The organism is Shinella yambaruensis, from assembly GCF_050859155.1.
Classification (GTDB): Bacteria; Pseudomonadota; Alphaproteobacteria; order Rhizobiales; family Rhizobiaceae; genus Shinella; species Shinella yambaruensis.
In genome coordinates this window covers 4236081-4262495 of sequence record NZ_CP150638.1, presented here as the reverse complement: position 1 = coordinate 4262495, position 26415 = coordinate 4236081, and the positions used below count along the sequence as shown (strand labels likewise).

Annotated in this window: 27 protein-coding genes and 2 pseudogenes; 6 read left to right on the top strand and 23 right to left on the bottom strand. The window is 65.4% G+C overall.

Features of this window, described 5'->3' with window-relative positions; all coding sequences use genetic code 11:
- Position 1 precedes the first annotated feature (1 nt).
- Entirely contained in the window at positions 2-1222 is a 1221-nt protein-coding gene (gene trpB / locus WMC41_RS20740) for a tryptophan synthase subunit beta (protein WP_432346093.1), read from the bottom strand.
- On the bottom strand, positions 1219-1902 hold the full coding sequence (locus WMC41_RS20735) for a phosphoribosylanthranilate isomerase (RefSeq protein WP_432346091.1): 684 nt from the start codon (positions 1900-1902) through the stop codon (positions 1219-1221). Before WMC41_RS20735 ends, trpB begins: the two co-directional genes overlap by 4 nt.
- A gap of 131 nt (positions 1903-2033) precedes the next feature.
- Here WMC41_RS20735 and WMC41_RS20730 point away from each other — a divergent pair, with 131 nt between their 5' ends.
- Positions 2034-2231 (top strand): YqaE/Pmp3 family membrane protein, encoded by a 198-nt coding sequence (locus WMC41_RS20730; RefSeq protein ID WP_064331995.1) that lies wholly within the window; start codon positions 2034-2036, stop codon positions 2229-2231.
- A 24-nt stretch (positions 2232-2255) separates the two neighbouring features.
- On the opposite strand, the gene WMC41_RS20725 is transcribed toward WMC41_RS20730, so the two are convergent.
- From WMC41_RS20725 to WMC41_RS20685, 9 genes are all read right to left on the bottom strand, one after another.
- Positions 2256-3017 carry a M48 family metallopeptidase gene (locus WMC41_RS20725; protein ID WP_288082245.1) on the bottom strand — a complete coding sequence of 254 codons (762 nt, stop codon included), beginning with the start codon at positions 3015-3017 and terminating at the stop codon, positions 2256-2258.
- Between the two features lie 219 nt (positions 3018-3236).
- Positions 3237-3671, bottom strand: coding sequence for a DUF2852 domain-containing protein (locus WMC41_RS20720; protein ID WP_244770776.1), 435 nt, complete (start codon positions 3669-3671; stop codon positions 3237-3239).
- Between the two features lie 128 nt (positions 3672-3799).
- Entirely contained in the window at positions 3800-5092 is a 1293-nt protein-coding gene (phaZ, locus tag WMC41_RS20715) for a polyhydroxyalkanoate depolymerase (protein WP_272807154.1), read from the bottom strand.
- A gap of 178 nt (positions 5093-5270) precedes the next feature.
- The gene (locus tag WMC41_RS20710; RefSeq protein ID WP_432346088.1) at positions 5271-6293 is read right to left on the bottom strand and encodes a zinc-binding alcohol dehydrogenase family protein; all 1023 of its coding nucleotides are present in this window, start codon (positions 6291-6293) and stop codon (positions 5271-5273) included.
- A 1-nt stretch (position 6294) separates the two neighbouring features.
- Positions 6295-7269 carry an ABC transporter permease gene (locus tag WMC41_RS20705; RefSeq protein WP_244770773.1) on the bottom strand — a complete coding sequence of 325 codons (975 nt, stop codon included), beginning with the start codon at positions 7267-7269 and terminating at the stop codon, positions 6295-6297.
- Between the two features lie 28 nt (positions 7270-7297).
- Positions 7298-8851, bottom strand: a complete 1554-nt coding sequence (locus WMC41_RS20700) for a sugar ABC transporter ATP-binding protein (RefSeq protein ID WP_432346085.1) — start codon at positions 8849-8851, stop codon at positions 7298-7300.
- 88 nt (positions 8852-8939) lie between these two features.
- The gene (locus tag WMC41_RS20695) at positions 8940-9926 is read right to left on the bottom strand and encodes an ABC transporter substrate-binding protein (protein WP_244770771.1); all 987 of its coding nucleotides are present in this window, start codon (positions 9924-9926) and stop codon (positions 8940-8942) included.
- Positions 9927-10136: 210 nt separating this feature from the next.
- The gene (locus WMC41_RS20690) at positions 10137-10583 is read right to left on the bottom strand and encodes an RbsD/FucU family protein (RefSeq protein ID WP_244770770.1); all 447 of its coding nucleotides are present in this window, start codon (positions 10581-10583) and stop codon (positions 10137-10139) included.
- Between the two features lie 26 nt (positions 10584-10609).
- The gene (locus WMC41_RS20685) at positions 10610-11629 is read right to left on the bottom strand and encodes an aldo/keto reductase (RefSeq protein WP_432346082.1); all 1020 of its coding nucleotides are present in this window, start codon (positions 11627-11629) and stop codon (positions 10610-10612) included.
- A gap of 193 nt (positions 11630-11822) precedes the next feature.
- On the opposite strand from WMC41_RS20685, the gene WMC41_RS20680 reads away from it, so the two are divergent.
- Both WMC41_RS20680 and WMC41_RS20675 read left to right on the top strand, forming a co-directional pair.
- The gene (locus tag WMC41_RS20680) at positions 11823-12701 is read left to right on the top strand and encodes a GntR family transcriptional regulator (protein ID WP_288082257.1); all 879 of its coding nucleotides are present in this window, start codon (positions 11823-11825) and stop codon (positions 12699-12701) included.
- Positions 12702-12711: 10 nt separating this feature from the next.
- Positions 12712-13818, top strand: coding sequence for a mannitol dehydrogenase family protein (locus tag WMC41_RS20675; RefSeq protein ID WP_432346079.1), 1107 nt, complete (start codon positions 12712-12714; stop codon positions 13816-13818).
- 76 nt (positions 13819-13894) lie between these two features.
- Here WMC41_RS20675 and WMC41_RS20670 read toward each other — a convergent pair whose 3' ends face one another.
- Both WMC41_RS20670 and gabD read right to left on the bottom strand, forming a co-directional pair.
- Entirely contained in the window at positions 13895-14695 is an 801-nt protein-coding gene (locus WMC41_RS20670) for an aldolase/citrate lyase family protein (protein WP_432346077.1), read from the bottom strand.
- 65 nt (positions 14696-14760) lie between these two features.
- Entirely contained in the window at positions 14761-16212 is a 1452-nt protein-coding gene (gene gabD / locus WMC41_RS20665; protein ID WP_432346075.1) for an NADP-dependent succinate-semialdehyde dehydrogenase, read from the bottom strand.
- 160 nt (positions 16213-16372) lie between these two features.
- Here gabD and WMC41_RS20660 point away from each other — a divergent pair, with 160 nt between their 5' ends.
- Entirely contained in the window at positions 16373-16966 is a 594-nt protein-coding gene (locus WMC41_RS20660; protein ID WP_432346074.1) for a nitroreductase family protein, read from the top strand.
- Between the two features lie 133 nt (positions 16967-17099).
- Here the strand turns inward: WMC41_RS20660 and gyrB are convergent, their stop codons facing one another.
- The 6 genes and pseudogenes from gyrB to WMC41_RS20630 all read right to left on the bottom strand — a co-directional run bounded on the left by gyrB (position 17100) and on the right by WMC41_RS20630 (position 22430).
- Positions 17100-19532 (bottom strand): DNA topoisomerase (ATP-hydrolyzing) subunit B, encoded by a 2433-nt coding sequence (gyrB, locus tag WMC41_RS20655; RefSeq protein ID WP_432346072.1) that lies wholly within the window; start codon positions 19530-19532, stop codon positions 17100-17102.
- Positions 19533-19665: 133 nt separating this feature from the next.
- Positions 19666-20046: a helix-turn-helix domain-containing protein gene (locus WMC41_RS20650; protein ID WP_023513448.1), complete on the bottom strand. Its 381-nt coding sequence runs from the start codon at positions 20044-20046 to the stop codon at positions 19666-19668.
- Positions 20043-20387, bottom strand: a pseudogene (locus WMC41_RS20645) (Smr/MutS family protein); the annotation flags it as partial. The gene WMC41_RS20650 and the pseudogene WMC41_RS20645, both read right to left, overlap by 4 nt.
- A 119-nt stretch (positions 20388-20506) precedes the next feature.
- A pseudogene (locus tag WMC41_RS20640) lies at positions 20507-20609 on the bottom strand (Smr/MutS family protein); the annotation flags it as partial.
- Positions 20596-21711 carry a murein transglycosylase A gene (gene mltA / locus WMC41_RS20635; RefSeq protein ID WP_432346069.1) on the bottom strand — a complete coding sequence of 372 codons (1116 nt, stop codon included), beginning with the start codon at positions 21709-21711 and terminating at the stop codon, positions 20596-20598. The gene mltA and the pseudogene WMC41_RS20640, both read right to left, overlap by 14 nt.
- Positions 21712-21725: 14 nt before the next feature.
- Positions 21726-22430 carry a Tim44/TimA family putative adaptor protein gene (locus tag WMC41_RS20630; protein WP_432346067.1) on the bottom strand — a complete coding sequence of 235 codons (705 nt, stop codon included), beginning with the start codon at positions 22428-22430 and terminating at the stop codon, positions 21726-21728.
- 154 nt (positions 22431-22584) lie between these two features.
- On the opposite strand from WMC41_RS20630, the gene WMC41_RS20625 reads away from it, so the two are divergent.
- Both WMC41_RS20625 and secB read left to right on the top strand, forming a co-directional pair.
- Positions 22585-23043: an FxsA family protein gene (locus tag WMC41_RS20625; protein WP_244770758.1), complete on the top strand. Its 459-nt coding sequence runs from the start codon at positions 22585-22587 to the stop codon at positions 23041-23043.
- Between the two features lie 69 nt (positions 23044-23112).
- A complete protein-coding gene (gene secB, locus WMC41_RS20620) occupies positions 23113-23589 on the top strand; it encodes a protein-export chaperone SecB (RefSeq protein WP_244770757.1) in 477 nt (158 codons plus the stop codon).
- A gap of 83 nt (positions 23590-23672) precedes the next feature.
- Here the strand turns inward: secB and dnaQ are convergent, their stop codons facing one another.
- From dnaQ to WMC41_RS20600, 4 genes are read right to left on the bottom strand one after another with little or no spacing between them, the layout of a single operon-like run.
- Entirely contained in the window at positions 23673-24377 is a 705-nt protein-coding gene (gene dnaQ / locus WMC41_RS20615; protein WP_432346064.1) for a DNA polymerase III subunit epsilon, read from the bottom strand.
- Positions 24377-24967 (bottom strand): dephospho-CoA kinase, encoded by a 591-nt coding sequence (gene coaE / locus WMC41_RS20610; protein ID WP_432346062.1) that lies wholly within the window; start codon positions 24965-24967, stop codon positions 24377-24379. The genes dnaQ and coaE overlap by 1 nt, the downstream gene beginning before the upstream one ends.
- On the bottom strand, positions 24967-25824 hold the full coding sequence (locus tag WMC41_RS20605) for a shikimate dehydrogenase (protein ID WP_432346060.1): 858 nt from the start codon (positions 25822-25824) through the stop codon (positions 24967-24969). Before WMC41_RS20605 ends, coaE begins: the two co-directional genes overlap by 1 nt.
- Positions 25817-26413 (bottom strand): Maf-like protein, encoded by a 597-nt coding sequence (locus WMC41_RS20600; RefSeq protein WP_432346059.1) that lies wholly within the window; start codon positions 26411-26413, stop codon positions 25817-25819. The genes WMC41_RS20605 and WMC41_RS20600 overlap by 8 nt, the downstream gene beginning before the upstream one ends.
- Positions 26414-26415 lie beyond the last annotated feature (2 nt).

Sequence of the window (26415 nt, the reverse complement as noted above, 5' to 3'; positions counted from 1 at the left end):
CTTAGAGCTCCATGCCGAGGATTTTGCCGACGGTGAAGATATCCTTGTCGCCGCGGCCGGAGAGGTTCATCAGGATGATCTGGTCCTTGCCCATCTTGGGCGCCCGCTTGATCACCTCGGCGACGGCATGGCTCGGCTCCAGCGCCGGGATGATGCCTTCAAGCCGGGTAAGGAGCTGGAAGGCTTCCAGCGCCTCATCGTCCATGATCGGCACATATTCGGCGCGGCCGGTCTGGTGCAGCCAGGCATGCTCCGGGCCGATGCCGGGATAGTCGAGGCCGGCGGAGATCGAATGGCCTTCCTTGATCTGGCCGTCGGCATCCTGCAGCAGATAGGTGCGGTTGCCGTGCAGCACGCCCGGCGAGCCGGCAGTGAGCGAGGCACAGTGCTCGTCGCCGTCGAGCCCCTTGCCGCCCGCTTCGACGCCGACGATCCGGACGTTCGCGTCGTCGAGGAAGGGGTGGAAGATGCCGATGGCATTGGAGCCGCCGCCGACGGCCGCAACCACCATGTCCGGCAGGCGGCCTTCGGCTTCCAGCAGCTGCTCGCGGGCTTCCGTGCCGATCACGGCCTGGAAGTCGCGCACCAGCTCCGGATAGGGATGCGGGCCGGCGGCGGTGCCGATCAGGTAATAGGTGTCCTCGACATTGGTGACCCAGTCGCGCAGCGCCTCGTTCATGGCGTCCTTCAGCGTGCCGTGGCCGGCGGTGACCGGGCGAACCTCGGCACCGAGCAGCTTCATGCGGAAGACATTGGGCGCCTGGCGCTCGACATCCGTCGCGCCCATGTAGACGACGCAGGGGAAGCCGAAGCGCGCGGCGACGGTGGCCGAGGCCACGCCATGCTGGCCGGCGCCGGTTTCCGCGATGATGCGCGTCTTGCCCATGCGCTTGGCGAGAAGGATCTGGCCGATGCAGTTGTTGATCTTGTGCGAGCCGGTGTGGTTCAGCTCCTCGCGCTTGAAGTAGATCTTCGCGCCGCCGAGATGCTGCGTCAGGCGCTCGGCATAATAGAGCGGGCTCGGTCGGCCGATATAATGCGCGCCGAGTTGCTTCAGCTCCGCCTGGAAGGCCGGATCGGTCTTGGCCTTGTTCCACTCATCCTGAAGATCGAGGATCAGCGGCATCAGGGTTTCGGCGACGAAACGACCGCCGAAAATGCCGAAACGGCCGTCCTCGTCCGGACCCTCGCGGTACGAATTCAGGTTGGGTGACTGGTTCACTTGCCTCTCCCTGCGGCGGTCTGGCGTTCCGCTTCCCGTGCCGCTTCAAAAAATGCGTCCATCAGGCCGAGGTCCTTGACGCCCGGGGCGCTCTCGACCCCGGAACTGGCGTCGATGCCCGGCGCGCCGGTCAGCCTTACGGCCTCGGCGAGGTTATCCTTGTTCAACCCACCGGAAAGCATGTAATCGACGCTTCCGTCAAGCAAATGCATGAGCGTCCAGTCGAAGGAGACGCCGTTGCCGCCCGGAAGCTCGGAGCCCGCCGGGGGCTTGGCATCGAAGAGGAACCGGTCGGCGATGCCGATATAGGGATCGATCTTCTTCAGATCGCCCGCCTCGCGCACCGAAAAGGCCTTCATGACGGGCAGGCCGTAGACGGCCTTGACGTTCAGCACGCGCTCCGGGCTTTCGCTGCCGTGCAGTTGAAGGATGTCCGGCGAGAGCTGGTCGACGATCTCGTCGAGGTCGTCATTGTCGGCATTCACCGTGACGGCGACGATCTTCACCCGGCCGCGCACCCGATCCGCGAGGCGCCCGGCGTCGGACGGCTCGATGTTGCGCGGGCTCTTGGGAAAGAAGATGAAGCCGATATGGGTGGCGCCGAGCGCCACGGCCCTGTCGACGGCCTCTTCGGTCTTCAGCCCGCAGATTTTGATGTCGAGTGGCGTTTCACGTTTCATGGGCGCAGGCAGTCGCACGAATCACCGGAAGAGTCGAGCCGAAAGACGGCATCCAGGCCTCGGGAAGCGCCACCCTTGCGCCCGCTTCGAACGAGCCCATATGGAGGGGAACTGTAGTCTGGAGGTTCCCCATGCGGCTCATCATCGCCATCCTTCTGCCCTTTCTCGTGTTCTTCACCATCGGGCGGCCGATTGCCGGCATCATCTGCCTCATCCTGCAGATCACGCTGATCGGCTGGCTGCCGGCGGCCATCTGGGCGGTCTATGCGCTGGGGCAGTACAATACGGACAAGAAAATCCGCGAGGCGCTGGCCGATCGCGGCCGCTGACCGGCCCTTCCGGCGAAAACCGCTTCAGCCGAAATCGACCGCATGCAGCAGGCTGCCGTTGCGCTTCAGCCAGCGCTTGGCATCGGCAGTCGTCGGGCAAAGCTGCTCGCACAGCGCCCAGAAGGCCGGGCTGTGGTTCATTTCCTTAAGATGCGCCACCTCGTGGGCGGCGAGATAATCGATCACGCCGGGCGGCGCCATGGCGATGCGCCAGGAGAAGCTGAGCGCACCATCCGCCGAGCAGGACCCCCAGCGGCTGCGGGTATCACGCAGCGTCAGCGACTTCACGCGCTTGCCGATGCGGCCGGCATGCACGGCCACGAGGCGTTCCAGCTCCAGCCGGGCCTCCTTCTTCAGGAAATCGCAGATGCGGCGGGGAATGCTCTCCTCCATGCCGCCGACACGCAGCACCGCCTCGTCGTCGATGACCAGGGCCTCCGTCAGGCCGCGCAGCCGGCCGGTCGCCTCGATGCGATGGGAAACGCCGCGGATCATCACATAGCCGCCGTCCATGAGCTCGTTCGTCGTGCGGAACCTGGCGAGCTTCGTCATCAGCCAGCCCTGGTGGCGATCGAGGAAATCGCGGATCTCGCGCTCGGCAATGCCGCCCGGCACCGTCATGCGCAGCGCCCGCCCGCCCGGCTCGATGCGCAGGGTGAGCCGCGTCGCGCGAAAATCCCGCCTTATGGTGAGCGGCAGGCGCTTGCCGTTGACGTCCATTTCCCGCCGCTCCGGCGGAGGCGGCGTCTTCAGGGCCTTTCTGGGCTTGCGAAGCGAGGGGAACATGCTGCCTTTCATAGCCGATTCGGCCAAAACTGAAACGCCCCGACGAAAAACCGGCGCTCGAGGCGCCGGTCTTTTCCAGGGTCGCGATCCCTTACTCCTCCGTCATCCTCGGGCTCGACCCGAGGATCCACCAGCCGGCGGCATGGATGGTCGGGTCAGGCCCGACCATGACGGAAGGTGTGGGGACGGAATGCCCTATCTCCACGCGGTATCGTCCGCTCAGGTCGCCGGGAAACCCGGCACGTCGCCCTGGCCCTTGGCGCGGCGTTCGCGCATGAAGCGGTCGAATTCCTCCTGGTCCTTGGCGCGGCGAAGCTCGCGGACGTAGGAGTCGAATTCCTCGCGCATCTCGTCGAGCTTGCGGCGTTCCTCGTCGAGGCGGGAGAGTTCGGCATCACGCCAGTCGTCGAAGGCGACGTTGCCGGTGGCGCCGCGGAAGGCGGAACCGGCGCGGCGGCCGAACTTGCCGCGGCAGGAGGCAAACATGCCGTCGACGGTGTCGTTGGCGTCTTTCTTGAAGGATTTCAGACGGTCGCCGAAGATGATGTAGGCGAGCATGGCAAGGCCGAGCGGCCAGAACACCACGAAGCCGAGCACCATCAGGGCGATGGTCGCAGGCGTCCAGTCCGGACGAATAAGCGCTGACTGGTTCATGTGCAATCTTCCTCACGATCGGCGGAAACCACCCTGGTTTCCGGTGGATCCGATGTGGGCAGAGCGCGGATCGCGTTCAAGACAATGCACCGACAATTCGGGCAAGTGCCTGAAAGCGGACCAAAAAATCAGGCGCCCGCGCCAGCCTTGCCGCCCTTGATGACGCGCGGCGTCACGGGCTTTGCCTTTTCGCCGCGGCCATGCTCGCCGATGAAGGACAGGATGCGCGGGGCGATCTCCCGGCGGAAGCGCGAGCCGTTGAAGACGCCGTAATGGCCGACATCCGGCTGCATGTAGTGCATGCGCATGTGGTCGGGGATGTTGGTGCAGATCGTCTGCGCCGCCTTCGTCTGGCCGACGCCGGAGATGTCGTCGTTCTCGCCCTCGACGGTGAGCAGCGCCACCTTGCGGATCGCCGTCGTGTCGACCGGGCGCGAGCGGTGCATCATCTCGCCCTTCGGCAGCGCATGCTTCATGAACACGGTCTCGACCGTCTGGAGGTAGAACTCGGCGGTGAGATCCATGACGGCAAGATATTCGTCATAGAAGTCGCGGTGCTTTTCGGCCGCATCGCCGTCGTTCTTCACGAGATGGGCGAAGAATTCCTTGTGGGCGATGACATGGCGGTCGAGATTCATCGACATGAAGCCCGACAGCTGCAGGAAGCCCGGATAGACCATGCGCATGAAACCGGGCTGCGGCCACGGCACGGGCATGATGACATTGTCGCGGAACCATTCGATCGGCTTTTCTTCCGCCAGCTTGTTGACGGCGGTCGGGTTGATGCGCGTGTCGATCGGCCCGCCCATCAGCGTCATGGTGGAGGGCGACAGCGGATCGTTGTCGGCTTCCATGACCGCGACGGCGGCCAGCACCGGCACCGCCGGCTGGCAGACGGCGATGACATGGGTATCCGGCCCCAGCGCGTGCAGCATCTGGATGACGTAGTCGATATAATCGTCGAGATCGAAACCGCCGTCCGACAGCGGCACCATGCGCGCGTCCACCCAGTCGGTGATGTGGACCTCCGCATGCGGCAGCAGCGCCTCGACCGTGCCGCGCAGCAGCGTCGCATAGTGACCGGACATCGGCGCGACGATCAGGATCTTCGGGTCCTTGCGGTGGCCGGCCGGCAGACAGCGCTCGAAATGCACGAGATTGCAGAAGGGGCGCTGCCAGACGACCTTTTCATGCACGGAAACGCTCTGGCCGTCGATAAGGGTGGTCGGAAGGTCGAAATCGGGCTTGCCGTAGCGCCGGGTGCTGCGCTCCAGCACTTCGAAACCGGCGGCCATGGTGCGGCCGAAATAGGTGTGGGTGAGCGGATTGAGCGGGTTGCGGAAGGCGAGACGCATCTGGTCCGCCATGGCGCGCCAGGGTGCCATCACCGCATGGTTGAGTTCGTAGAGCTGATAATACATCGGACGCGATACCCCATTCTGGGTGCGGGGCTCAGAGCCCTCTGCACCGTGTCACCCCGGTTTCCGCAGATGCGAAAAGACTAGCATGTTTTCGCTGCGTGGCAACACGCCGCATGGACATCCTAAACCTGTGAACCTTTCGCGGGCATGAACGGATTTCAGGCTTTTCATCGCGGTTTCACCTTTCAGGCGATATGCGCACGACGGCCTTGATGAGGCCCGATTTTTCGGTCGCCCAGCGGGCAAGGTCGACCGGAACGCGCTCGAGCGTGGTGCGATGGGTCACCAGCGCCTCGACCGGCACGCGGCCCGCGCGGATGTTCGCCATCACATGCTCGAAATCGGCGCGCGTGGCATTGCGGCTGCCGATCAGCATCATCTCGCGCTTGTGGAACTCGGGATCGGAAAAGCGGATGTCCTCCTTCACCACGGAAACGAGCACGAGCGCGCCGCCATGGGCGACATGGTGGAAGGCCGCCTCCATGGATGGCGCATAACCCGTCGCGTCGAAGACGGCGTCGAAGCCTTCGCCGCCGGTGGCCGCCAGCACCGCCTCGGCCGCACCGGGGCCGGCAAGGATGCCCTTTGCCAGGCCGAAGCGCTCCGCCGCCATGGCGAGCCGCTCGGCGGAGGTGTCCATCAGGGTGACGTCGTGGCCGGCGATGCGCGAGAAGAGCGCCGTGCCGAGGCCGATCGGGCCGGCGCCGATGACGAGGGCGCGCGAACCGGCCGGGGCCAGCGACCGGCGCACCGCATGGGCGCCGATCGCCAGGAACTCCACCGTCGCCGCCGCCTCCAGCGACAGGCCGTCGGCCGGATAGAGATTGTCCGCCGGCAGCAGCATCTCCTCGCAGAAGGCGCCGTCCGTGTGCACGCCGAGCACGCGGATCGCCGTGCAGCAGTTCGGCTTGCCCTGCCGGCAGGCGACGCAGGTGCCGCAGGAGAGATAGGGGTTCACGACCACAGGCGCGCCGGCGGCGAGCGGGCTCGTGCCGGGATCGAGGACGGTCGCCGAGACCTCGTGGCCCATCACCCGGGGATATTCGAGGAACGGATGCTTGCCCTCGAAGATATGATAATCGGTGCCGCAGATGCCGACATGGCTGACGGCGACGCGCACCCAGCCCTCCGGCAGGCCGGCCGGGTTCTCGCGCTCGGCCGCCTCCAGGCGGCCGGGTTCCACACAGACGACAGCTTTCATCTCAACGGCTTCCGCGGCGGCGCAGCTGGTCGAAATAGACGATGACGATGATGAGGAGGCCCGTGATGATGCGCTGCCAGAAGGAGTTGATGTTGAGGAGGTTCGCGCCGTTGTTGATGGTCGCGAGGATGAAGGCGCCGAGCAGCGGTCCGTGCACCGAGCCGACCGCGCCGAAGAGGCTGGTGCCGCCGATGACGGAGGAGGCGATGGCCTGCAGCTCCCAGCCCTCCGCCTGGGTGGCATTGCCGATGCCGATGCGCGAGGCGAGCAACAGGCCGACGAAGGCGGCGCAGGTGGCCGACAGGATATAGGCGAGATAGATGGTGCGGTCGACATTGACGCCGGAAAGCCGCGCCGCCTCCTTGTTCGAGCCGACCGCGAAAAGATAGCGCCCCCAGCGCGAGAGATGCAGGAAGACGAAGGCGGGGATGGCCACCAGGATGACCATCCAGAACAGGCTGGGCACGCCGAGGAAATCGGCGCGGGAGAAGTTCGTGAAGCCTTCGTGGCTGATCGAGATCGTCGCGCCGTTGGTGATGAGCAGGCCGATGCCGCGCAGCGAGGTCAGCGTCGCCAGGGTGATGATGAAGGGCGGCAGGCCCATGCGCACGATGCCGAAGCCGTGGAAGGCGCCAATGGCGACGCCGATCAGCAGCGTCAGGATGATCGACAGCCAGAGCGGCACGCCCGCCTGCAGCAGCCAGGCGACGATGACGCTGGTGAAGCCGACGATGGCCCCGACGGAGAGGTCGATGCCGGCCGTGATGATGACGAAGGTCTGGCCGACCGCCAGGATCGCCGTCATCGCCCCCTGGCGCAGGAGGTTGCTGATGTTGTTCGGCGTCCAGAAGGCATTGGTGGAGACGCCCAGCAGCAGCCAGAGGAACAGCAGCAGCCCGAGAAGGGTCAGGCCGAGCAGGATGTTCGTGCCCTTCTTGGGTGCCGGTGCGCTTTCCGTCGTCGTGTCCACGCTCATGTTCTTCTCCCTTTTTTCGCGCGGCGGTTCAGATGCCGATGGCCTGGGTCAGGACGTCCTCATGGGTGGCCGCCCGGTGGTCGTGGCTGGCGACGAGCCGGCCGCCCCTGAAGACGTGCAGCCGGTCGGCCAGTTCATAGACTTCCGGCAGATAGGACGAGATGAGGATGATGCCGGCGCCCTGCTTCAGGAGTTCGCCGAACAGGCGGTAGATCTCCGCCTTGGTGCCGACGTCGACCCCGACGGTCGGCTCGTCGAAGATGAACAGCCGCGCGCCATGGCTCAGCCACTTGCCGATGACGATCTTCTGCTGGTTACCGCCGGACATGGCGGAGGCGAGCACGCGGCGCGACGGCGTCTTGATGCGCAGGTCGCGGATCTGCCGGTCGGCGTTGGCGGCCTCGTCGCCGCGGCGGATCGTCAGGCCCGAGCTCAGCCTCCTGAAGACCGGCAGGTTGATGTTGAGGCCGATCGGCAGGTTGAGGCAGAGCCCCTGGTCGCGGCGGCTTTCCGGGGCGAGCGCGATGCCGAGCTCCATCGCCTGGCGCTCGTTGCGGATATCGACCTTCGCCCCGTCCCAGAAGATCTCGCCGGCCGAGACCGGCTGGCGGCCATAGAGGCCGAGGGCGAACTCGCTGCGGCCGGCGCCGATGAGGCCGTAGAGGCCGACGATCTCGCCGGCGCGCACCGACAGCGACACATCGCTGAAACCCGGTCCGGACAGGCCGCGCGTCTCGACGATGACCTTGCCGACCGGCACCTTCTCCTTGTGGTAGATCTGCTCGATCGAACGGTTGATCATCAGCGCGATCAGCTCGTTCTCGTTGGTCTCGCTTATCAGGCGCGTGCCGACATGGGCGCCGTCGCGCAGCACCGAGACGCGGTCGGCCAGCTCGAAGACCTCCTCCATGCGATGGCTGATATAGACGATCGTCACGCCCTGGTCGCGGAGCCGGCGAATGAGCCGGAAGAGCTGGGCGGATTCCTGGCGCGTCAGATACGCGGTCGGCTCGTCGAAGATGAGGAAGCGGATGCCGCGCATGGCGGCCTTGGCGGTGGCGACCAGCTGCTGCTGGCCGATGGTGAGGCTGCCGAGAAGGGCGGCGGCCGGCAGCTGGAAGCCGAGATCGTCGAGCACCGCCTGGGCCGCGCGCTGCATCGCCGCCTTGCGCATCAGGCCGTAGCGGTTCATCTCGTCGCCGAGGAACATGTTGGCGGCCACGGAAAGATGCGGGCAGAGCACGACCTCCTGGTGCACGGCATTGATGCCGCGGGAAATCGCCTCGTTCGGGGTGGCGAGCTGCACGGGCTTGCCGCACCAGAACACCTCGCCCGCCGTACGGCGGATGACGCCGGTCAGGAGCTTGATGAGGGTGGACTTGCCGGCACCGTTCTCGCCGACGATGGCATGGATCTCGCCGGCGAGGAACGTGACCGTCGCCGGTTTCAGCGCTTCCACGAGGCCGTATTTCTTCTGCAGTCCACGCAGTTCGAGGATGGGCGCGCCGCGCGGCACCGCTTCGGATTCGGCGAGCTTCGCCTCGTCTTCATGCCGATGGCTGAGCTCTTCCAGGCTGCTCATCGCTGTCTCCTCCCGACTGCGTGGAAAGCGTCCCGCCCGGATCATGCGGCCCGGGCGGGCGGATCGTCAAACGCTTCGCGGGAAGCGGTCAGATCTTCGGATTGAGCAGGGCGTCGATCTTCGGATCGGCCATGTTCTCCTGGGTCACCAGGTTCGCGCCCGTGTCGACGAACGCTTCGACCTTCTCGCCCTTGGAGACCGCAAGCGCCGTTTTCACGCCGTCATAGCCCATGCGATAGGGATCCTGCACGACGAGGCCGGCCAGAACGCCTTCCTTGAGGAAGCCGACGGTCTTTTCATCCGAATCGAAGCCGATGACCTTGATCTTGTCGCCGAGCTTGTTTTCCGCGATCGCTTGGCCGACGCCCTGCGCCATGATGAGGTTGGAGGCAAAGACGCCGACGAGGTTCGGATTGGCGGTGATGAGGTCGGTCATCATGTTAAGGCCGGTGGTGGCCTGGCCGTCCGCATACTTGTCCGCCACCACGGTCAGGCCCGGATATTTCGTCTTGACCTGGTCGAGGAAGCCCTCGCGGCGCTGGTCGAGCGAGCCGACGCCCGGCAGGCTGGTGATGATGGCGATCTCGCCCTCTTCCTTGCCCGTGGCGGCCTTGATCGCCGCGGCAAGGCCGTCTGCCGCGATGCGGCCGCCCTGGACGTTGTCCGTCGTCAGGAACGAGGTAAAGGCCTTGGAATCGGCGCCCGAATCGATGCCGATGATCGGCACGGACTTGGCCGCCTCGTCGACCGGCTTGCCGAGTGCCTTGAATTCCGTCGGCGAGATGACGACGGCGGCCGGCCCGCCGGCCACGGCGTTTTCGAGGATGCTGATCTGGCCGTTGATGTCGGATTCCGACTGCGCGCCGAGTTCCGGCACGTTGACGCCGAGATCCTTGCCGGCCGCGCGCGCGCCGGCGAGCACGATCTGCCAATAGAAGGACGTCGTGTCCTTGACGATGATCGGGATGGTGACGTCCTGCGCGAGGGACGCGGCAGGGCTCATGGTGGCGAGGACTGCGGCACCCGCGAGCGCCGTGAAGGCGCGGCGAGACAGAAGCGATCTTACAATGCTCATCAGGTTTCTCCTCTCAAATGCTTCCCGTTCCTGTTGGGATCGCGTCGCGGGAAGCGGGCAACTCGATCTTTTATCGATAAAAAACATTTTGCAGGCAGGCTACACCTCCCTGCCTTTGCTGGCAAGCGAGGGCGTTTTTCCGAAAATGCTGCGCTCGAAACTGCTCCAGTCCATGCCATCCGTCCTCCCAAACGATGGCCGCCGGGGCGACTAGACCTGAAATACCTCGTGCGGATGCACGACACCCTTCTTCAGAATGATATTGCCATAGAGGCGGAACTCCGTCGTGGCGACGATATAGGCCGCCTTCCTCGCCATCTCGTAGAAGGCGAAGCGCTCGACCGCGTGCACCGTGAAATCGCCGGCCAGCCGGTGGACGAGATCCTGGAAGGTCGCGCAGACCTCGGGCACCGCCGCGGGATCGCCGACCACCTCCATGCGCCAGGCGGCCTGCGGCACGAAGGTATCGAGCGGCATATGCGCAAGGATCGCCTCGGTGATCGACACGGCATCGACCCCGTCGGCCCGGATGACCTTCGGACCGAGGAAACTCGACGGGAAATTGGCGTCGGCGATGACGATGTCGTCGCCATGGCCCATGGTCCGGATGGCGTGCAGCAGATCCGGCCCAAGCAGCGGATGAATGCCTTTCAACATGCCCTGGCGATCCTCCCAGATCGAAATCATTGCCGGACGGCGTTTTCCCCGAGGTCCGGCGCGACCACTGTATGCGGCTCGAAAGCCGGGTAAATGTCCTGCGGCAGGTCCATGCGTGCCAATGCCATGTTGCGGCGCAGGCTCTCCGGCTTCGCGGTGCCGATCAGCACCGAGGCGACGGCCGGGTGGCTGAGCGGAAACCGGAGCGCCGGCGCGGCGAGCGGCACGCCCCCTTGCTGCGCGATCGCCATCATCGCGCCGACCCTGGCCGCGACATCGGACGTTGCCGGCATGTAGTCGAAATGCGCGCCCTCCACCGGTCCCGTCGCCAGGATGCCGGAATTGAACACGCCGCCGACCACCAGGGAGGTGCCCTTCTTCCCGCACAGCGGCAGCAGTTCCGCGACAGCCGAGCGGTCGAGCAGCGTGTAGCGGCCCGCGAGCAGGATGCAGTCGAGATCGGCATTCCCGAGCACGTCGAGGCAGACCGGCACCTCGTTGACGCCCAGCCCATAGGCCTTGATGACGCCCGACGCCTTCAGTTCCTCCAGCGCCTTCAGACCGGTCTCGAGCAGCTGGCGCAAATGGAAGGCGTTGCGCTCGGCACCGTGCGTGTAGACGCCGATATCGTGCACATAGAGAATATCGATGCGGTTCAGCCCGAGGCGGGCATGGCTGAGCTCGACGGAGCGCATGATGCCGTCATAGCTGTAGTCATAGCGCACGTCGAAGGGCAGCGGATCGACATAGCCGTAGCTCGGCACCTTGTCGTCGGCGACGGGAACCATGATGCGTCCGACCTTGCTGGACAGCACCCAGCTGCCTTTCGGCTTGTCGCGCAGGAAGTCCCCGGTGCGGCGTTCCGCAAGGCCGAAGCCGTACCAGGGCGCGGTGTCGAAATAGCGCAGGCCCTCGTCCCAGGCAGCCTGAAGCGTTTCCATCGCCGCGTCACGCGGGCAGGCCCGGTAGAGACCGCCAAGCGCCGCTGTGCCGAAGCCGAATTCGGTCACAGCCAGGCCCGTCCTGCCGATGGTGCGCGTCTTCATTGAGCCTCCCCGCCGGCGTCCTCCCGCCGACGTTTTGTCTTTTATCGACAATAGACAGATCGCCGTCAATGGGTAATATGCGGGAAGGAGGAAACGGGGGGATGACGACGCCGGCGCTTCAGGCGGCCCGCGTCCGGCCTTTCGCCCGGTCAGCCCGCAAGGGACGCAACAGACCAAAGAACCGGCGGCACCCATGGCCAAGCAGAACACCGTCTTCAAGGACGCCTTCAATCGCTGCCTGAAGCTCTTGGAGCAGACGGCAAACCTGCCCTCGGAGCCGGAACTCGGCACAACGCTCGGCGTCAGCCGCACGACCGTTCGCGCGATCCTGACCCGGCTGGAGGAGGTCGGCCTTCTCACCTGGGAGAAGCGGCGCAAGGTCGTGCTGCGCAAGCCGCTCGCCGCCGATTATTTTCCGACCGAGGAAACGGATTCGCTCTCCGAGATCATCGAACGCAGCTTCATGCGACGGATTCTTGCCGGCGGCGCCGAGCCGGGCATGCAGATCAACGAACTGGAACTCGCCCGCGAGATCGGCATCGGCACGACGAGCGTGCGCGAATTCCTCATCCGCTTCAGCCGCTTCGGCCTGATCGAGAAACGGCCGAACAGCCATTGGGTGCTGAAGGGCTTCACCCGGGACTTCGCGCTGGAGCTGACGGAAGTGCGCGAGATGTTCGAGCTGCGCTCGGCCACCGCCTTCGCCCGCCTGCCGGAAGATCATCCGGCCTGGCGGGAACTCGACGCGATCGAGGCGGTACACCACGCGATCCTCGCCGATATCGAAAACCGCTACCGGGATTTCTCCGAGCTCGACGAGCGCTTCCACCTCCTCGTGCACCGGGCCTCGAAGAACCGCTTCATCGTCGATTTCTACGACGTCATCGCCATCGTCTTCCACTACCACTACCAGTGGAACAAGACGAATGCCCGCGAGCGCAATGCCCGGGCCCTGGAAGAGCACCTTGCCTATATCGCGGCATTGCGCTCGCGCGATCCGATCGAGATCGAGCTGGCCTGCCGGCAGCATCTGAAATCCGCGCGCGAAACGCTCCTTCAATCGATCAACTGACGAGGACGGCATGGGTACGCCCATCCTGCAATTCGGGACCAGCCGCTTCCTGCAGGCGCATGCGGACCTCTTCATCGGCGAAGCGCTGGAGAGGGGCGAAGCGCTCGGCCGCATCACGGTCGTCCAGACCACGGGCGCCCCGGAGCGCGCGGGCCGGCTTGCCGCGCTCGCGGCGCCGGGCGGCTATCCGGTGATCGTGCGCGGACGCAAGGACGGGCGCGCCATCGATTGCGAGCAATGGGTCACCAGCGTCGCGCGCGCGCTTTCGGCGGCAAACGACTGGGACGCGGTGCGGCAGGTCTTTCGCGAGGAGACCGAGGTCGTGCTCTCCAATACCGGCGACACCGGCTACGCAGTGGGGCCGGACGACCTTGCCGGTGCCGTCCCCGCCTCCTTTCCCGGCAAGCTGCTGGCGCTTCTGCACGACCGTTTTTCGGCGAACCGGCGCGGGCTGACCCTCCTGCCCTGCGAACTCGTTTCCCGCAACGGCGACGTGCTGAAGCGGCTGATCCTCGACCTGCAAGCCGATCGTTACCCGGAGTCCGATTTTCGAAGCTGGCTGTGCGAAAGCGTGATCTGGGGCAACACGCTGGTCGACCGGATCGTCTCAGAACCGCTGGAACCGACCGGGGCCATCGCGGAACCCTATGCGCTCTGGGCGATCGAGAACCAGCCGGGCCTGACGGCGCCGTGCAGACACGCGGCCATTCTGCTCGTCGACGACCTGACGCCCCATGAAAAGCTCAAGCTGCACATCCTCAATCTCGGCCATACGGTGCTGGCGGACATCTGGATGACGGAGGACAGGCCGGCAGAGGAGACGGTGAGGGCCATTCTCGGCGATGCCGGCGTGCAGCAGAGGCTTCTGGCGATCTACAGCGAGGAGGTCGTGCCCGGCTTTGCCGATCGGGGGTTCGGCAGGGAAGCGGAAGCCTATGTCGCGGCGACCCTGGAGCGCTTCGACAATCCCTTCCTTGAGCACCGCCTTAGCGACATTGCCAGCCACCATGCGGAAAAGCGCGTTCGCCGCATCGGCGACTTCATGGCCTGGACACCGGGCGTGCCGATGCCGATGCTGACGGCGATCGCGGGAGCGGTTCCGGTGAAGTCCGGTTGAGTGATACGGGTATAAATTATTGTTTTTGCTGTATTTCCAGCCGAATCGGTGCATTCGGCCGGAGATGCGGGCACGGTCAGTAGCCGCCGCCGCGCTTTTCCGTCCCCTCTTCGCCGAGGAAGGTGCGGCGCAGGGCCCCGGCGGCCGATACGAGGCAATTGACGTCGGTGCCGATCGCCATGAAATCCGCGCCGAGATCGCGGTAGACCGCCGCCTGCGGCAGCGACACGGTCATGATGCCCCGCGCCTTGCCATGGGCTTTCGTGCGCGCGAAGATGTGGGTGATCGCCGCAAGCACCTCCGGCGCGCCGGGATTGCCAAGGAGCCCCATGTCCGCTGCAAGATCCGACGGGCCGATGAAGATGCCGTCGACGCCCTCCACCGCCGCGATCTCGTCGATCGCCGCAAGGCCGGCCCGGCTTTCGACCTGCACGATAAGGCAGATCTCGTCATTGGCGGTCGTCAGATAATCCGGCGTGCGATTGAAGTCGCTCGCGCGGCCGAGGCCGGCGCCGACGCCGCGGATGCCGTGCGGCGGATAGCGCACCGCGCGCACCAGCGCCTCGGCCTCGGCCGCCGATTCGACCATCGGGATGAGGAAGGTCTGGGCGCCCTGGTCGAGCAACTGCTTCAGGATCCAAGCCTCGCCCATCGGCGGACGCACCATGGCATGGGTCGAGGAGCGGTGCAGCGCCCCGATCTGCGCGCTGATCAGCGGCATGTCGTTCGGCCCGTGCTCACCGTCGATCAGCAGCCAGTCATAGCCGCTGCCGGACAGGATTTCCGCCGCATAGGCGCTGCCGAGCGCTGCCCACAGGCCGAGCTGGAACCGGCCCTCGCGCAGCGCGGCCTTGAAGGTGTTTTTCGGTGCTGCCACGATTTTCCCTCTCAAACGAAACCGGCCGGACGATGCCGGCCGGGTCTTCCCCTGTCCCCTGACCCTCAGGCGATGCCGCCGAGGCAGACATATTTGATCTCGGTGAACTCCTCGATGCCGTATTTCGAGCCCTCGCGGCCGAGGCCGGAAAGCTTGACGCCGCCGAACGGCGCTTCCGCCGTCGAGATCAGGCCGGTGTTGACGCCGACCATGCCGTATTCCAGCGCCTCGGCGACGCGGAAGACCCGCGACAGCTCCTTGGCGTAGAAATAGGAGGCAAGTCCGAATTCCGTGTCGTTCGCCTGGGCGATGACGTCGTCCTCATCCTTGAAGCGGAAGAGCGGCGCGACCGGGCCGAAGGTCTCCTCGCGGGCGACGGCCATGTCGGGCGTCACGTCGGCAATGACGGTCGCCTCGTAGAAGGTGCCGCCGAGCGCATGGCGCTTGCCGCCCTGCACCACGCGGCCACCCTTCTTCACCGCGTCCGAAACGTGCTCCTCGACCTTTTCGAGCGCCGCCTGGTCGATCAGCGGGCCGAGCACGACGCCGTCGTCGAAGCCGTTGCCGGTCTTCAGCTTGCCGACCGCGACGGCGAGCTTTTCGGAAAAGGCGTCATAGACGGCATCCTGCACATAGATGCGGTTGGCACAGACGCAGGTCTGGCCGTTGTTGCGGAATTTTGCGATCAGCGCGCCTTCGACGGCCGCATCGAGATCGGCGTCGTCGAAGACGATGAAGGGGGCGTTGCCGCCGAGCTCCAGGCCGAGCTTCTTGATGGTGGGGGCGCACTGCTTGTAGAGCTCGGCGCCGATTTCCGTCGAGCCGGTGAAGGTGAGCTTGCGCACGATCGGGTTGGCCGTGAGCTCCGCGCCGATCTCGCGGGCAGAGCCCGTGATGACCGAGAAGAGGCCGGCGGGAAGGCCCGCACGCTCGGCGAGGACGGCGATGGCGATGGCCGAGAACGGCGTCTGCGAGGCGGGCTTCAGCACCATGGCGCAGCCGGCGGCGAAGGCCGGGCCGGCCTTGCGGGTGATCATGGCGTTCGGGAAGTTCCAGGGCGTGATCGCCGCGACGACGCCGATCGGCTGCTTCATCACGAGGATGCGCTTGTCCTTCTGGTGGCCGGGCACGATGTCGCCGTAGAGGCGGCGGGCTTCTTCGGCGAACCATTCGACGAAGCTTGCGCCATAGACGATCTCGCCGGTGGCCTCGGCCAGCGGCTTGCCCTGCTCCATCGTCAGGATACGGCCGAGATCGTCCTTGTTCTCCACCATCAGCTCGAACCATTTTCTGAGCACGGCCGAGCGTTCCTTGGCCGTGCGGGCGGCCCACCCCTTCTGGGCGGCGGCGGCGGCGTCGATCGCCTCCTTCGTCTCCCTGGCGCCGAGCTTCGGCACATGGCCGACAAGCTCGCCCGTTGCCGGGTTCTTCACGGCGATGCCGCTGCCATCCGCCTCGATCCAGCGGGTGCCAACGAGGGCTGCCTGGCGCAGCAGGCTCGGGTCTTTGAGGCTCATCGGATATCTCCCATTTCGCGATGCCGTTTCTCACATGTCGGAAGGGTTATATTGCCTCCCCCACCGGTTCGACAATGCGACAGGAACGCGATTTTACCGCTTCGCGCGACGCGCCGCCGGGTCTAAGGTCGGCCGGCCAAACTGACATTCGAGGCTTGCAATGACCCATCCGACCGGCCGCACCGCGGACCACGCCATCGACCCCATCTATCTCGACCGCTGGTCGCCCCGCGCCTTTACCGGCGAGGCGATGCCGCACGAAACGCTGCTTTCGCTGTTCGAGGCGGCCCGCTGGGCACCGTCCGCCGCCAACGGCCAGCCCTGGCGCTTCGTCTACGGCCATCGCGGCACCGAGGCCTTCGAGCGGATCTACAACACGCTGGACGAGGGCAACCGCCGCTGGGCGGACAAGGCCGCGGTGCTGGCCGTGATCATCTCGCAGACCCACCGCCAGAACGCCGCCGGCGAAATGCGCCCGGCCTATACCCACGCCTTCGACACCGGCGCCGCCTGGGCCTATCTCGCGCTCGAGGCGACGCGCGCCGGCTACCATGCCCATGGCATGGGCGGCATCGACCGGGAGAAGGCGAGAGAAGTCCTCGGCATTCCAGAAGGTTTCCGCGTGGAAGCGGCGCTTGCGATCGGCAAGATCGCCCCGAAGGAGACGCTGCCCGAGGACCTCATGAAGCGCGAGGTGCCAAGCGGGCGCAAGAAGGTGGAAGAGTTCGTCTCCGAAGGGCAATTCGTGCCCTGAGGCGGCTTGCAATGGGCGCACGGCCGCCTAAGCCCCATCCATTTTCGTCATCCTCGGGCTTGACCCGAGGATGACGGAGGAGAGAGCAATATCTTCCCGATAAAAGAGAGCCGCCTTTCGGCGGCTCCCTTGCCTAGATATCGAGGTTGGCGACGCTGAGGGCGTTTTCCTGGATGAAGTCGCGGCGCGGCTCCACCTCGTCGCCCATCAGGCGGGCGAAGAGGCCGTCGGCATCCGTCGCATCGGACACCCGCACCTGCAGCAGCGAACGCACGTTCGGATCGAGCGTCGTTTCCCAAAGCTGCTCGGCATTCATCTCGCCGAGCCCCTTGTAGCGCTGCATGGAAAGCCCCTTGCGGCCGGCGGCGAAGACGGCGTCGAGCAGGGCGCGCGGGCCGGAAATCTCGACCTGGCCATCCTTGCGGCGCAGGACCGGTGGCGCCGTATAGATTTCCTGGAAGCGGGCGGAAAGCTGGTCGATATGGCGGGCATCGGACGAGCCGATCAGCGCCATGTCGATATGCGCGAATTCCTTGACGCCGCGCACCATGCGCTCGAAGCGCAGGCCGCCGTCCGTGGCGACGGATCCGGTCCAGCCGCGCTCCGTCTCCTCGGCGATGAGATCGAGCCGGCGGGCGACCTCTTCCGCCTTGGCGGCATAGGCCTCGCGGTCGTGGCTGAGCTCGAGGTTGAGCGCGCCGGCAATGGCCGCCTGCTCGATGATCGCGCGATTGTAGCGCGAATGCAGGCCGTCGAGCAGCGTGCGCAGGCGCAGCGCATCCTGGATCAGCTCCAGGATATCCTGGCCGGCACGCACTTCGCCGGAGCTGAGCTCCAGCGCCGCATCGTCGAGGCCGACGGCGACGAGGTAATCCTCCAGCGCCTTCTCGTTCTTCAGGTACTGGCTCGATTTGCCGCGCGCCACCTTATAGAGCGGCGGCTGGGCGATGTAGAGATGGCCGCGCTCGATCAGCTCCGGCATCTGCCGGAAGAAGAAGGTGAGCAGCAGGGTGCGGATATGCGCGCCGTCGACGTCCGCGTCCGTCATGATGATGATCTTGTGGTAGCGCAGCTTGTCGGCGTTGAACTCGTCCTTGCCGATCGAGGTGCCGAGCGCGGTGATCAGCGTGCCGATCTCCTGGCTGGAGAGCATCTTGTCGAAACGCGCGCGCTCGACATTGAGGATTTTTCCGCGCAGCGGCAGGATGGCCTGGTTCTCGCGCGAGCGGCCCTGCTTGGCCGAGCCGCCGGCCGAATCGCCCTCGACGAGGAAGAGTTCGGATTTCGCGGGATCGCGCTCGGAGCAGTCGGCGAGCTTGCCGGGCAGCGAGGAAATGTCGAGCGCGCCCTTGCGCCGCGTCAATTCACGCGCCTTGCGCGCGGCCTCGCGGGCCGCGGCGGCCTCGACCACCTTGCCGACAAGCGTCCTGGCATCGGCGGGGTGTTCCTCGAACCAGGTGGAGAGCGCCTCGTTGACGAGGTTTTCCACGGCCGGGCGGACTTCGGAGGAAACCAGCTTGTCCTTGGTCTGCGAGGAGAATTTCGGATCGGGAACCTTGACCGACAGCACCGCCGTCAGGCCTTCGCGGCAGTCCTCGCCCTGCAGCGTCACCTTCTCCTTCTTGGTGATGCCGGACGTATCGGCATAGGAGACGACCTGGCGGGTCAGCGCGCCGCGGAAGCCCGCCATGTGCGTGCCGCCGTCGCGCTGGGGGATGTTGTTGGTGAAGCAGAGCACGTTCTCGTGGTAGCTGTCGTTCCACCACATCGCGACCTCGACGGTGATCCCGTCCTTCTCGCCCCGGATGGCGATGGGCTTGGAGACCAGCGGCTTCTTCGCCCGGTCGAGATAGGTCACGAAGGCTTCGAGGCCGCCCTCGTACATCAGTTCGTCCTGCTTGATATCCGAATGGCGGCGATCGGTGAGCAGGATGCGCACGCCGGAATTCAGGAAGGCGAGCTCGCGCAGGCGGTGCTCCAGCGTCGCATAGTTGAAGTCGATGTTCGAGAAGGTGTCGGTCGAGGGCAGGAAGGTCACTTCCGTACCGGTCTCGCTGCCGCAGTCGCCGGTCACCGCCAGCGGGCCGTCGGCCACGCCATGGGTGAAGCTCATCTCGTGGATCTTGCCGCCGCGGCGGATCTTCAGCTTCAGCTTGACCGAAAGCGCATTCACCACCGAGACGCCGACGCCGTGCAGGCCGCCGGAAACCTTATAGGAGTTCTGGTCGAATTTGCCGCCGGCATGGAGCTGGGTCATGATAACCTCGGCGGCGGAGACGCCCTCTTCCTTGTGTATGTCAGTCGGGATGCCGCGGCCGTTGTCGGTCACCGTCACGGACCCGTCCGGATTGAGCGTGACCGTCACGATGTCCGCATGGCCGGCAAGCGCCTCGTCGATCGCGTTATCGACGACCTCGTAGACCATGTGGTGCAGGCCCGAGCCGTCATCGGTATCGCCGATATACATGCCGGGGCGCTTGCGCACCGCATCAAGCCCCTTGAGGACCTTGATCGAATCTGCGCCATACTCGGCCGGGCCGTTTTCGGTCTCGGGTGTGTCAGTCATTCAAACGTCTTTCCAGGGTTCTTTCGGAAGGCAGGAAGCGCGGCGAATCACGGCTTTCCAAGTCCTTGAATATAGGGATTTTGCCCTCAAGTTCCAAATCAGGGAGAGGGCAAACACGGCAGAATTCAGGGGATCAGCCGGGTTTTACCCGGTTATTGCATGCTTTTTCCAGAATACCGGCAAGACGGCGCACCGTCTCAGGCGGCAGGTCGCGGATTTCCGCCGAAAGCCGGTTGGCGAAGGCGGTGTATTCCGGCGGCAGGCCGGCCGTATCCACCACCACGCGCGGATCGGAAATCCGGGCAATGCGGAACAGTTCCTCGGCCTCGTCCCAGATGACGTTGAAGTAACCCGCCACGCGCTGGAGGAAATCGAAGCTCGGCGTGCCGCGCTTGCCGTTCTCCAGCGCCGAGAGATAGGCAGGGCTGACGCCGAGCGCCTTGGCCATGTCCTTCTGCGAAACGCCCTTGCGGTCGCGCAGGTGCCGCACGGCCTTGCCGAAGGGTGTCGTCATCGTTTTTCTCCCGGGTGCCGGGCAAGCCGGACATAGAGCGCCCCGTCGCCGCCGTGGTTGCGCGCCGCCGGCTCGTAGGAGGAGATCAGCGGCCGGAACTCCGGCAGGGAGAACCACAGCGGCACCGCCCGCTTCAAGGCGCCGTCGCTGCCGAGCGAGGTGCCCTTGCCGGTGATCACAAGCACATGGCGCAGGCCCCGCTCGTGCGCCCGGATGAGAAAGCCGAGCAGGAAGCCGTGCGCCTCGCTCTGGATCATGCCGTGCAGGTCGATGCGCGCTTCCAGCGCCAGGCGGCCCTTGGCGATCTTGCGCTTGACCGGGCGCTCCAGCGGGTGGTGCCGGGTCTCCTTGTCGCGGCCGATGGTGAGCGCGATGCCTTCGGCGGGCGGGGCGGACTTCGTCTTCTTCGGTTCCGGCTCGGGCTTCTTCCCGGCCTCCGGCTTTTCAAAGGCGGCCTCGAACTCCGTCAGGGCGTCGAGCCTGCCCGGCAGCGCGCGCGTGCTGCGCGCCACCTTGCCCCAGAGGATACGGTCCTCGCTCGAGAGCGTCTTATCCTTCGGCATGGAGGTATCGCTCCGCCGCTGCCTTCGGCATGAGGATATGGAAGGTCGCCGCATTGCGCACATGGCCGGCCAGCGCGCCCGCCGCATCGCCCGAACCGGTGAAGATATCGCCGCGCGCCGGGCCAACGATCGCCGTTCCGGTGTCGAGCGCCAGCATCAGGCGGCGGAAGGGCTTGCCGCCATCCATATGGGTGAGGCTGTCGCTCGAAATGAAGAAGGGCAGGCCGAAGGTATGGATCAGCCGGTCGACCGCCAGCGAACGGCCGGCGACGAGCGGCACTTTCGCCGCGGCGATCGGGCCGAGCGACAGATCCGCGACCCCGGCCTCCTTGAAGAAGATGAAGGAGCGGTTGTGCCAGAGCACGGCGTCGACCTGATCCTCGTTGCGGGCCAGCCAGTCACGGATCGAAGCCATGGAGACGGTTGCCGCGTCGATCTCGCCGCGGTCGATCAGCAGCTTGCCGATCGCGGAAAAGGGATGGCCGCTCTTGGCGGCGTAGGTGATTCGCCTGACCGACCCGTCCGGATAGACCAGCCGCGCGGCGCCCTGCACATGGGCGAAGAAGACGTCCACCTTCGAGCGGGCATAGGCGATCTCCAGCCCGCGGCCGGCAAGATAGCCACGCTCGATCTCGCCGCGATCGGGATGCTCGACGATCCCGCCGGCCGTCTTGAGCCCGAACGCAAAACCCGGCGGAAAACCGGCCGGGCGATTGTCCTCGTCGATATCGACCAGATCCTCCGGCCGGGCGTAGAAGGGGTGGCGGAACGCGGCGTCCGGCTCCGCCCGCACGGCGACTTCCGGCTCGTAGAAGGCCGTGACGAAACCGGGCGAGCCATCCGCCTTCTCGATGAGGAAGGGCACGCACTGCGCCTCGAAGAAGGCGCGCACCGCGGCTGGACCTTGCGGCTTCTCGTCGGCCGCCGCATCCAGCAACACCAGAAGCTCGCCGGCGGTGATGCCGAGCGAGCCCGTCCTGTAGGGTTTTACGGTGCGGATGTGATCGCGACAGCGGGCCATTGCCGAAAGAAGCGCTGTCGGATCATCCTCGTTCCAGCCGGGAAGCGCCGAAAACCGGGCCGGAACCAGGCGATAGTCCATTGGCCTTGCCTCGCTCAGCCTTCCGATTCGGTGGCGATCAGCTTCCAGTTCGGATCGCGCGAACGGATGTCGCGGGCGAAGGTCCACAGGTCGTTGACCTCGGCCACCGTTTCCGCATCGCCCTCGATCAGCGTGCCGGCCTTGTCATAGGTGGCGGAGATCAGCTGGCTGACGATGCGCAGCGTCACATTCGCCTCGCTGTCCTTGACCTCGGCGCTGACGATATCGGCCTTCTCGATGCCGACGAAGCTGGAGCGGACGACCTCGCCGTTTCTCTCGCGTTCCGAGATGGCCGCGTCGAAGCCTTCGTAGACCTCGCGCGACAGGAGGTTCTTCAATGCCTTGCGGTCGCCGTCGGCAAAGGCGACGACGATCATTTCATAGGCCATGCGGGCGCCGTTGACGAACTCCTTCGGGTTGAAGGACGGGTCGACCTTGACGATCTGGCGAAGCTGCTCGTTGAGCGGGGTGCCCGGTGCGGCAAAGCCATCGACGGACGCATAGGAATTTTCCTCCTCGTCCGTCCCGTCCCGCCGCGGCAGCGTGACCACCTTGCCGCGATCGGCCGAATCAGCCTCGCTGGCGGTCTCGCGCTTGGAATAGGGATCGAAGGGCGGGCGTTCGCTGCCGGTGCGCCGGCCGAGCACGCTGCGCAACTGCAGGAAGATGACCACCGCAGCCACCAGGAAAAAAATCGTTACAAAGTCGAATGAGCCCATTATCGATCCGCAGCCGTTTTCGTTTTTCTTGTTCCTTTCCCATATAGTCCGCAAAACCGGATCATTCAAATGGCGATGACGTGAATGCGATGAAGGCACGCCCAAACAGCGCCGGCAGTATCGGTCCGCGCTAAACTGTGCGACAGTGAAGGCCATGCTGCGACGTCTCATTCCCCTCTTCATTCTCCTGCTGCCGCTGGCGGAAATCGCCTGTTTCATTCTCGTCGGGCGGCGCATCGGCCTTTTTGCCACCCTGTCGCTGGTCGTGCTTTCGGCCGTCGCCGGCATCGTGCTGATGCGCATCCAGGGTTTCGGCGTGCTTGCCCGGCTGCGCCAGGCCGGCCAGGACGGCCGCGCGCCGGGCAAGGAAATGCTCGATGCCGCGATGATCATGATCGCCGGCATCCTGTTGCTGATTCCCGGCTTCCTCACCGATATCGTGGGGCTCGCCCTGTTTCTGCCGCCGGTCCGCACGTTCCTCTGGAACCGGCTGATGCGCAACATCGTGGTCGTCGACATCGGCGGCACGCACCCAGGCAACCGGCCGCAGACAGGCCCCCAGCGCACCATCGATCTCGACGAAAGCGACTTTCATCGCGACGGCCGGCCGTGACGGCGGGTTGTAAGCCCGGGGCCGAAATGCTAGATGGCCTGACTTTCCAGAGTCCCCGAGGATACTTTCATGACCGACGCAGCAACCGAGAACAACGCCGCGAGCCCCTCGCTCAACATCCTGGCGCAGTATGTGAAGGACTTCTCCTTCGAAAACCCGGGTGCACCGCGGTCGCTCCAGGCCCGTGACAAGGCGCCGGCGATCAACATCAGCGTCAACGTCAATGCAAACCCGCTCTCCGAAACGGACTTCGACGTCATCCTTTCGCTGAACGCGGAAGCCAAGGACGGCGACAAGATGCTCTTCAACGCCGAACTCGCCTATGGCGGCGTCTTCCGCGTCGCGGGCTTCCCGCAGGAACACATGCTGCCGGTGCTCTTCATCGAGTGCCCACGCCTGCTCTTCCCCTTCGCCCGCCAGATCATCGCCGACGCGACCCGCAACGGCGGTTTCCCGCCGCTGATGATCGATCCGATCGATTTCGCGCAGATGTTCACCCAGCGCATGGCCGAAGAACAGGTCAAGGCCAAAGTCAACGCCAACTGAGGCGACCACCGGCTTTCAACGAAAACGCCCGGCCACCTGGTGACCGGGCGTTTTCTTTTGCTTTTCGAAAAGCTGGGCCGGATTCACGCGCCGTATTTCGCCCAGATCGCCTTGTCGCCCATCTTCTGCACCATGGTGGCATGGGCGGCGCGCTCCTCCTCGGAAAGGCGGGGCGCGAGCGGCTTCGGCCTGACACCCAGCGGCAGGACGACATCGTCCTCCGCCTCGACCAGCGTCCGCCGGCCGCTCTCGGCCATGCCGAGCCCCAGCGCCGCCTGCCGGCCGCCGATCATCTCGATATAGACCTCGGCCAGAAGCTCGGAGTCGAGCAGGGCGCCGTGTTTCGTGCGATGCGAATTGTCGATGCCGTAGCGCCGGCAGAGCGCATCGAGCGAGTTCGGCCCCATCGGATGCTTGCGGCGCGCCAGCGCCAGCGTGTCCGTCACCTTCTCCTGCAGGATCGGCGGCAGGCCGATGCGCTCGAACTCGGCGTTGATGAAGCCCATGTCGAAGTTGGCATTGTGCGCCACCCAGCGGGCATCGCCGAAGAATTCGAGGATCTTCTGCACCACATCGGCAAAGGGCGGCTTGTCCTTCAGGAACTCGTCCGTGATGCCGTGCACGGCAAGCGCATCCGGATGCACCTTGCGGTCGCCCGGGCTGATGAAGAGGTGCAGCGTGCGGCCGGTCGGAAAATGGTTCTCCAGCTCCACGCCGCCGATTTCGATGACGCGGTCGAGCTTGTTGTCGAGGCCGGTCGTTTCCGTATCGAAGATGATCTCGCGCATCAGTGCTCTTGTCCCTTCAAGCTTTCAACGATCTCTTCCACCTGTTTGCGCGCCGCTTCAAGCCCCTTGCCGGTATCGATGAGGAAATCGGCGCGCCGGCGCTTTTCCGCATCCGGCGTCTGGCGCGACAGGATGAGCTGGAATTTCTCCTCCGTCATGCCCGGGCGGGCGAGCACGCGCTGTCTTTGTATGTCCGGATCGCAGGTGACGACCACCACCTTGTCCACCCGCGCTTCCCCCCCGGTCTCGTAGAGCAGCGGGATGTCGAGCAGGACGAGCGGCGATCCATGATCCCGCTGCGCATCGAGGAAGGCTTTCTCGCGTGCCCGCACGAGCGGGTGGATGATCGCCTCCAGCGCGGCGAAGCGGTCGGGGAACCGCGCAAGCACCGCCGACAGTGCCTTGCGGTCGATGACCCCGTCCCTGAGCGCTTCGGGAAATTGCTCGGCGACCGGCGTGACGGCGTCCGTGCGATAGAGATCATGCACCGTCGCATCGGCATCATGCACCGGCACGCCGAGATCGCGGAACATCGCCGCGGTCGTCGACTTGCCCGTACCGATCGATCCGGTAAGGCCGAGCACGATCATCAATGCGCCTCCATGTCGGCGAGGATCAATTGGCGCAGCTCCGCATCGACAGTCGGACGGATACCGAACCATTTCTCAAAACCGGGCACTGCCTGATGGAGCAGCATGCCGAGGCCATCCACCGTGGCAAAACCCTGCTCGGCCGCCTGACGCAGGATCGGCGTGACCAGCGGCACATAGACGATGTCCGTCACCACTGCGCCCTCACCCAGGGGCGAGAAGTCGAAATCCGGCGCCGCCTCGCCATCCATGCCGAGCGACGTCGTGTTGACGAACAGCCCCGCCCCCTTCATGACCTCCGGCAGCGCCGCCATCGGATGGGCGTGCACGCTCGGACCGAAACGGTCTGCCAGTTCCTGTGCGCGGGCGACGGTGCGGTTGACGACATGGATTTCCGCAACGCCGCGATCGCGCGCCGCCTGGAGGATCGCCCGGCTGGCGCCGCCCGCCCCGAGGACGACGGCCCGGTCCGTCCTGTCCCAGCCGGACGCGGCGGCGTCGAGATTGGCGAGAAATCCAAAGCCGTCGGTGTTGGTCGCATGGAGCCGGCCGTCCTCCAGCCAAAGCGTGTTCGACGCCCCGAGCTCTTCGCTCAGCGCATCCGGCCGGTCGGCGAGCGCGAAGGCCGTTTCCTTGTGCGGGATGGTGACATTGCCGCCGATGAAGCCGGATTCACCGCTTTTCAAGCGGGAAATGAAGCCGGCGAAATCCTCGGGCGAAACCTCCTGCCGCGTATAGGATCCCTGCAATCCCAGCGTTTCCAGCCAGTATCCATGGATCAGCGGCGAGCGCGAATGTTTGACCGGATAGCCCGTCACGAAGGCATGGCGAGCGACTGTTTCACGTGAATCATGCATCGATGGCACCGAGATCGCGAAGTTTAGCCAGCAAGGGAAGCAGCGGCAGGCCGAGAATGGTGAAGTAGTCGCCGTCGATCCGCTCGAAGAGCTGCACCCCTTCGCCCTCGAGCTGATAGGCGCCGACGCTCGCCAGCACCCGCGGGCCGACCCGCGCCAGATGGCGATCGATGAAATCGCCGGACAGCGGCCGCATCGTCAGATGCGCGATGGAGATGTGGCTCCACAATGTCTCTCCGTCCCGTACCAGGGCGATGCCGCAGTTCAGCGAATGGGTGCGGCCGGACATGGCCTGAAGATGGGTCTTGGCTTCTGCCATGTCGGCCGGCTTGTGAAACACCCGCCCCTCCAGGGACAGCGTCTGGTCGGAACCGATGACGAGGGCGCCGGGATTGCGCCGCGCCACATTCACGGCCTTTTCGATCGCCAGCGCCTGGGCGATCTCCGGCGGCGTCGGGTTGCGGGCCGCAAGCGCGGTCTCGATCGCGCGCTCGTCGAGATCGGCCGCCTCGGTTTCAAAGGCAAGGCCCGCATTGTCCATCAGCATGCGGCGAAAGGGACTTTGCGAGGCAAGGATCAGCGATGTCATGG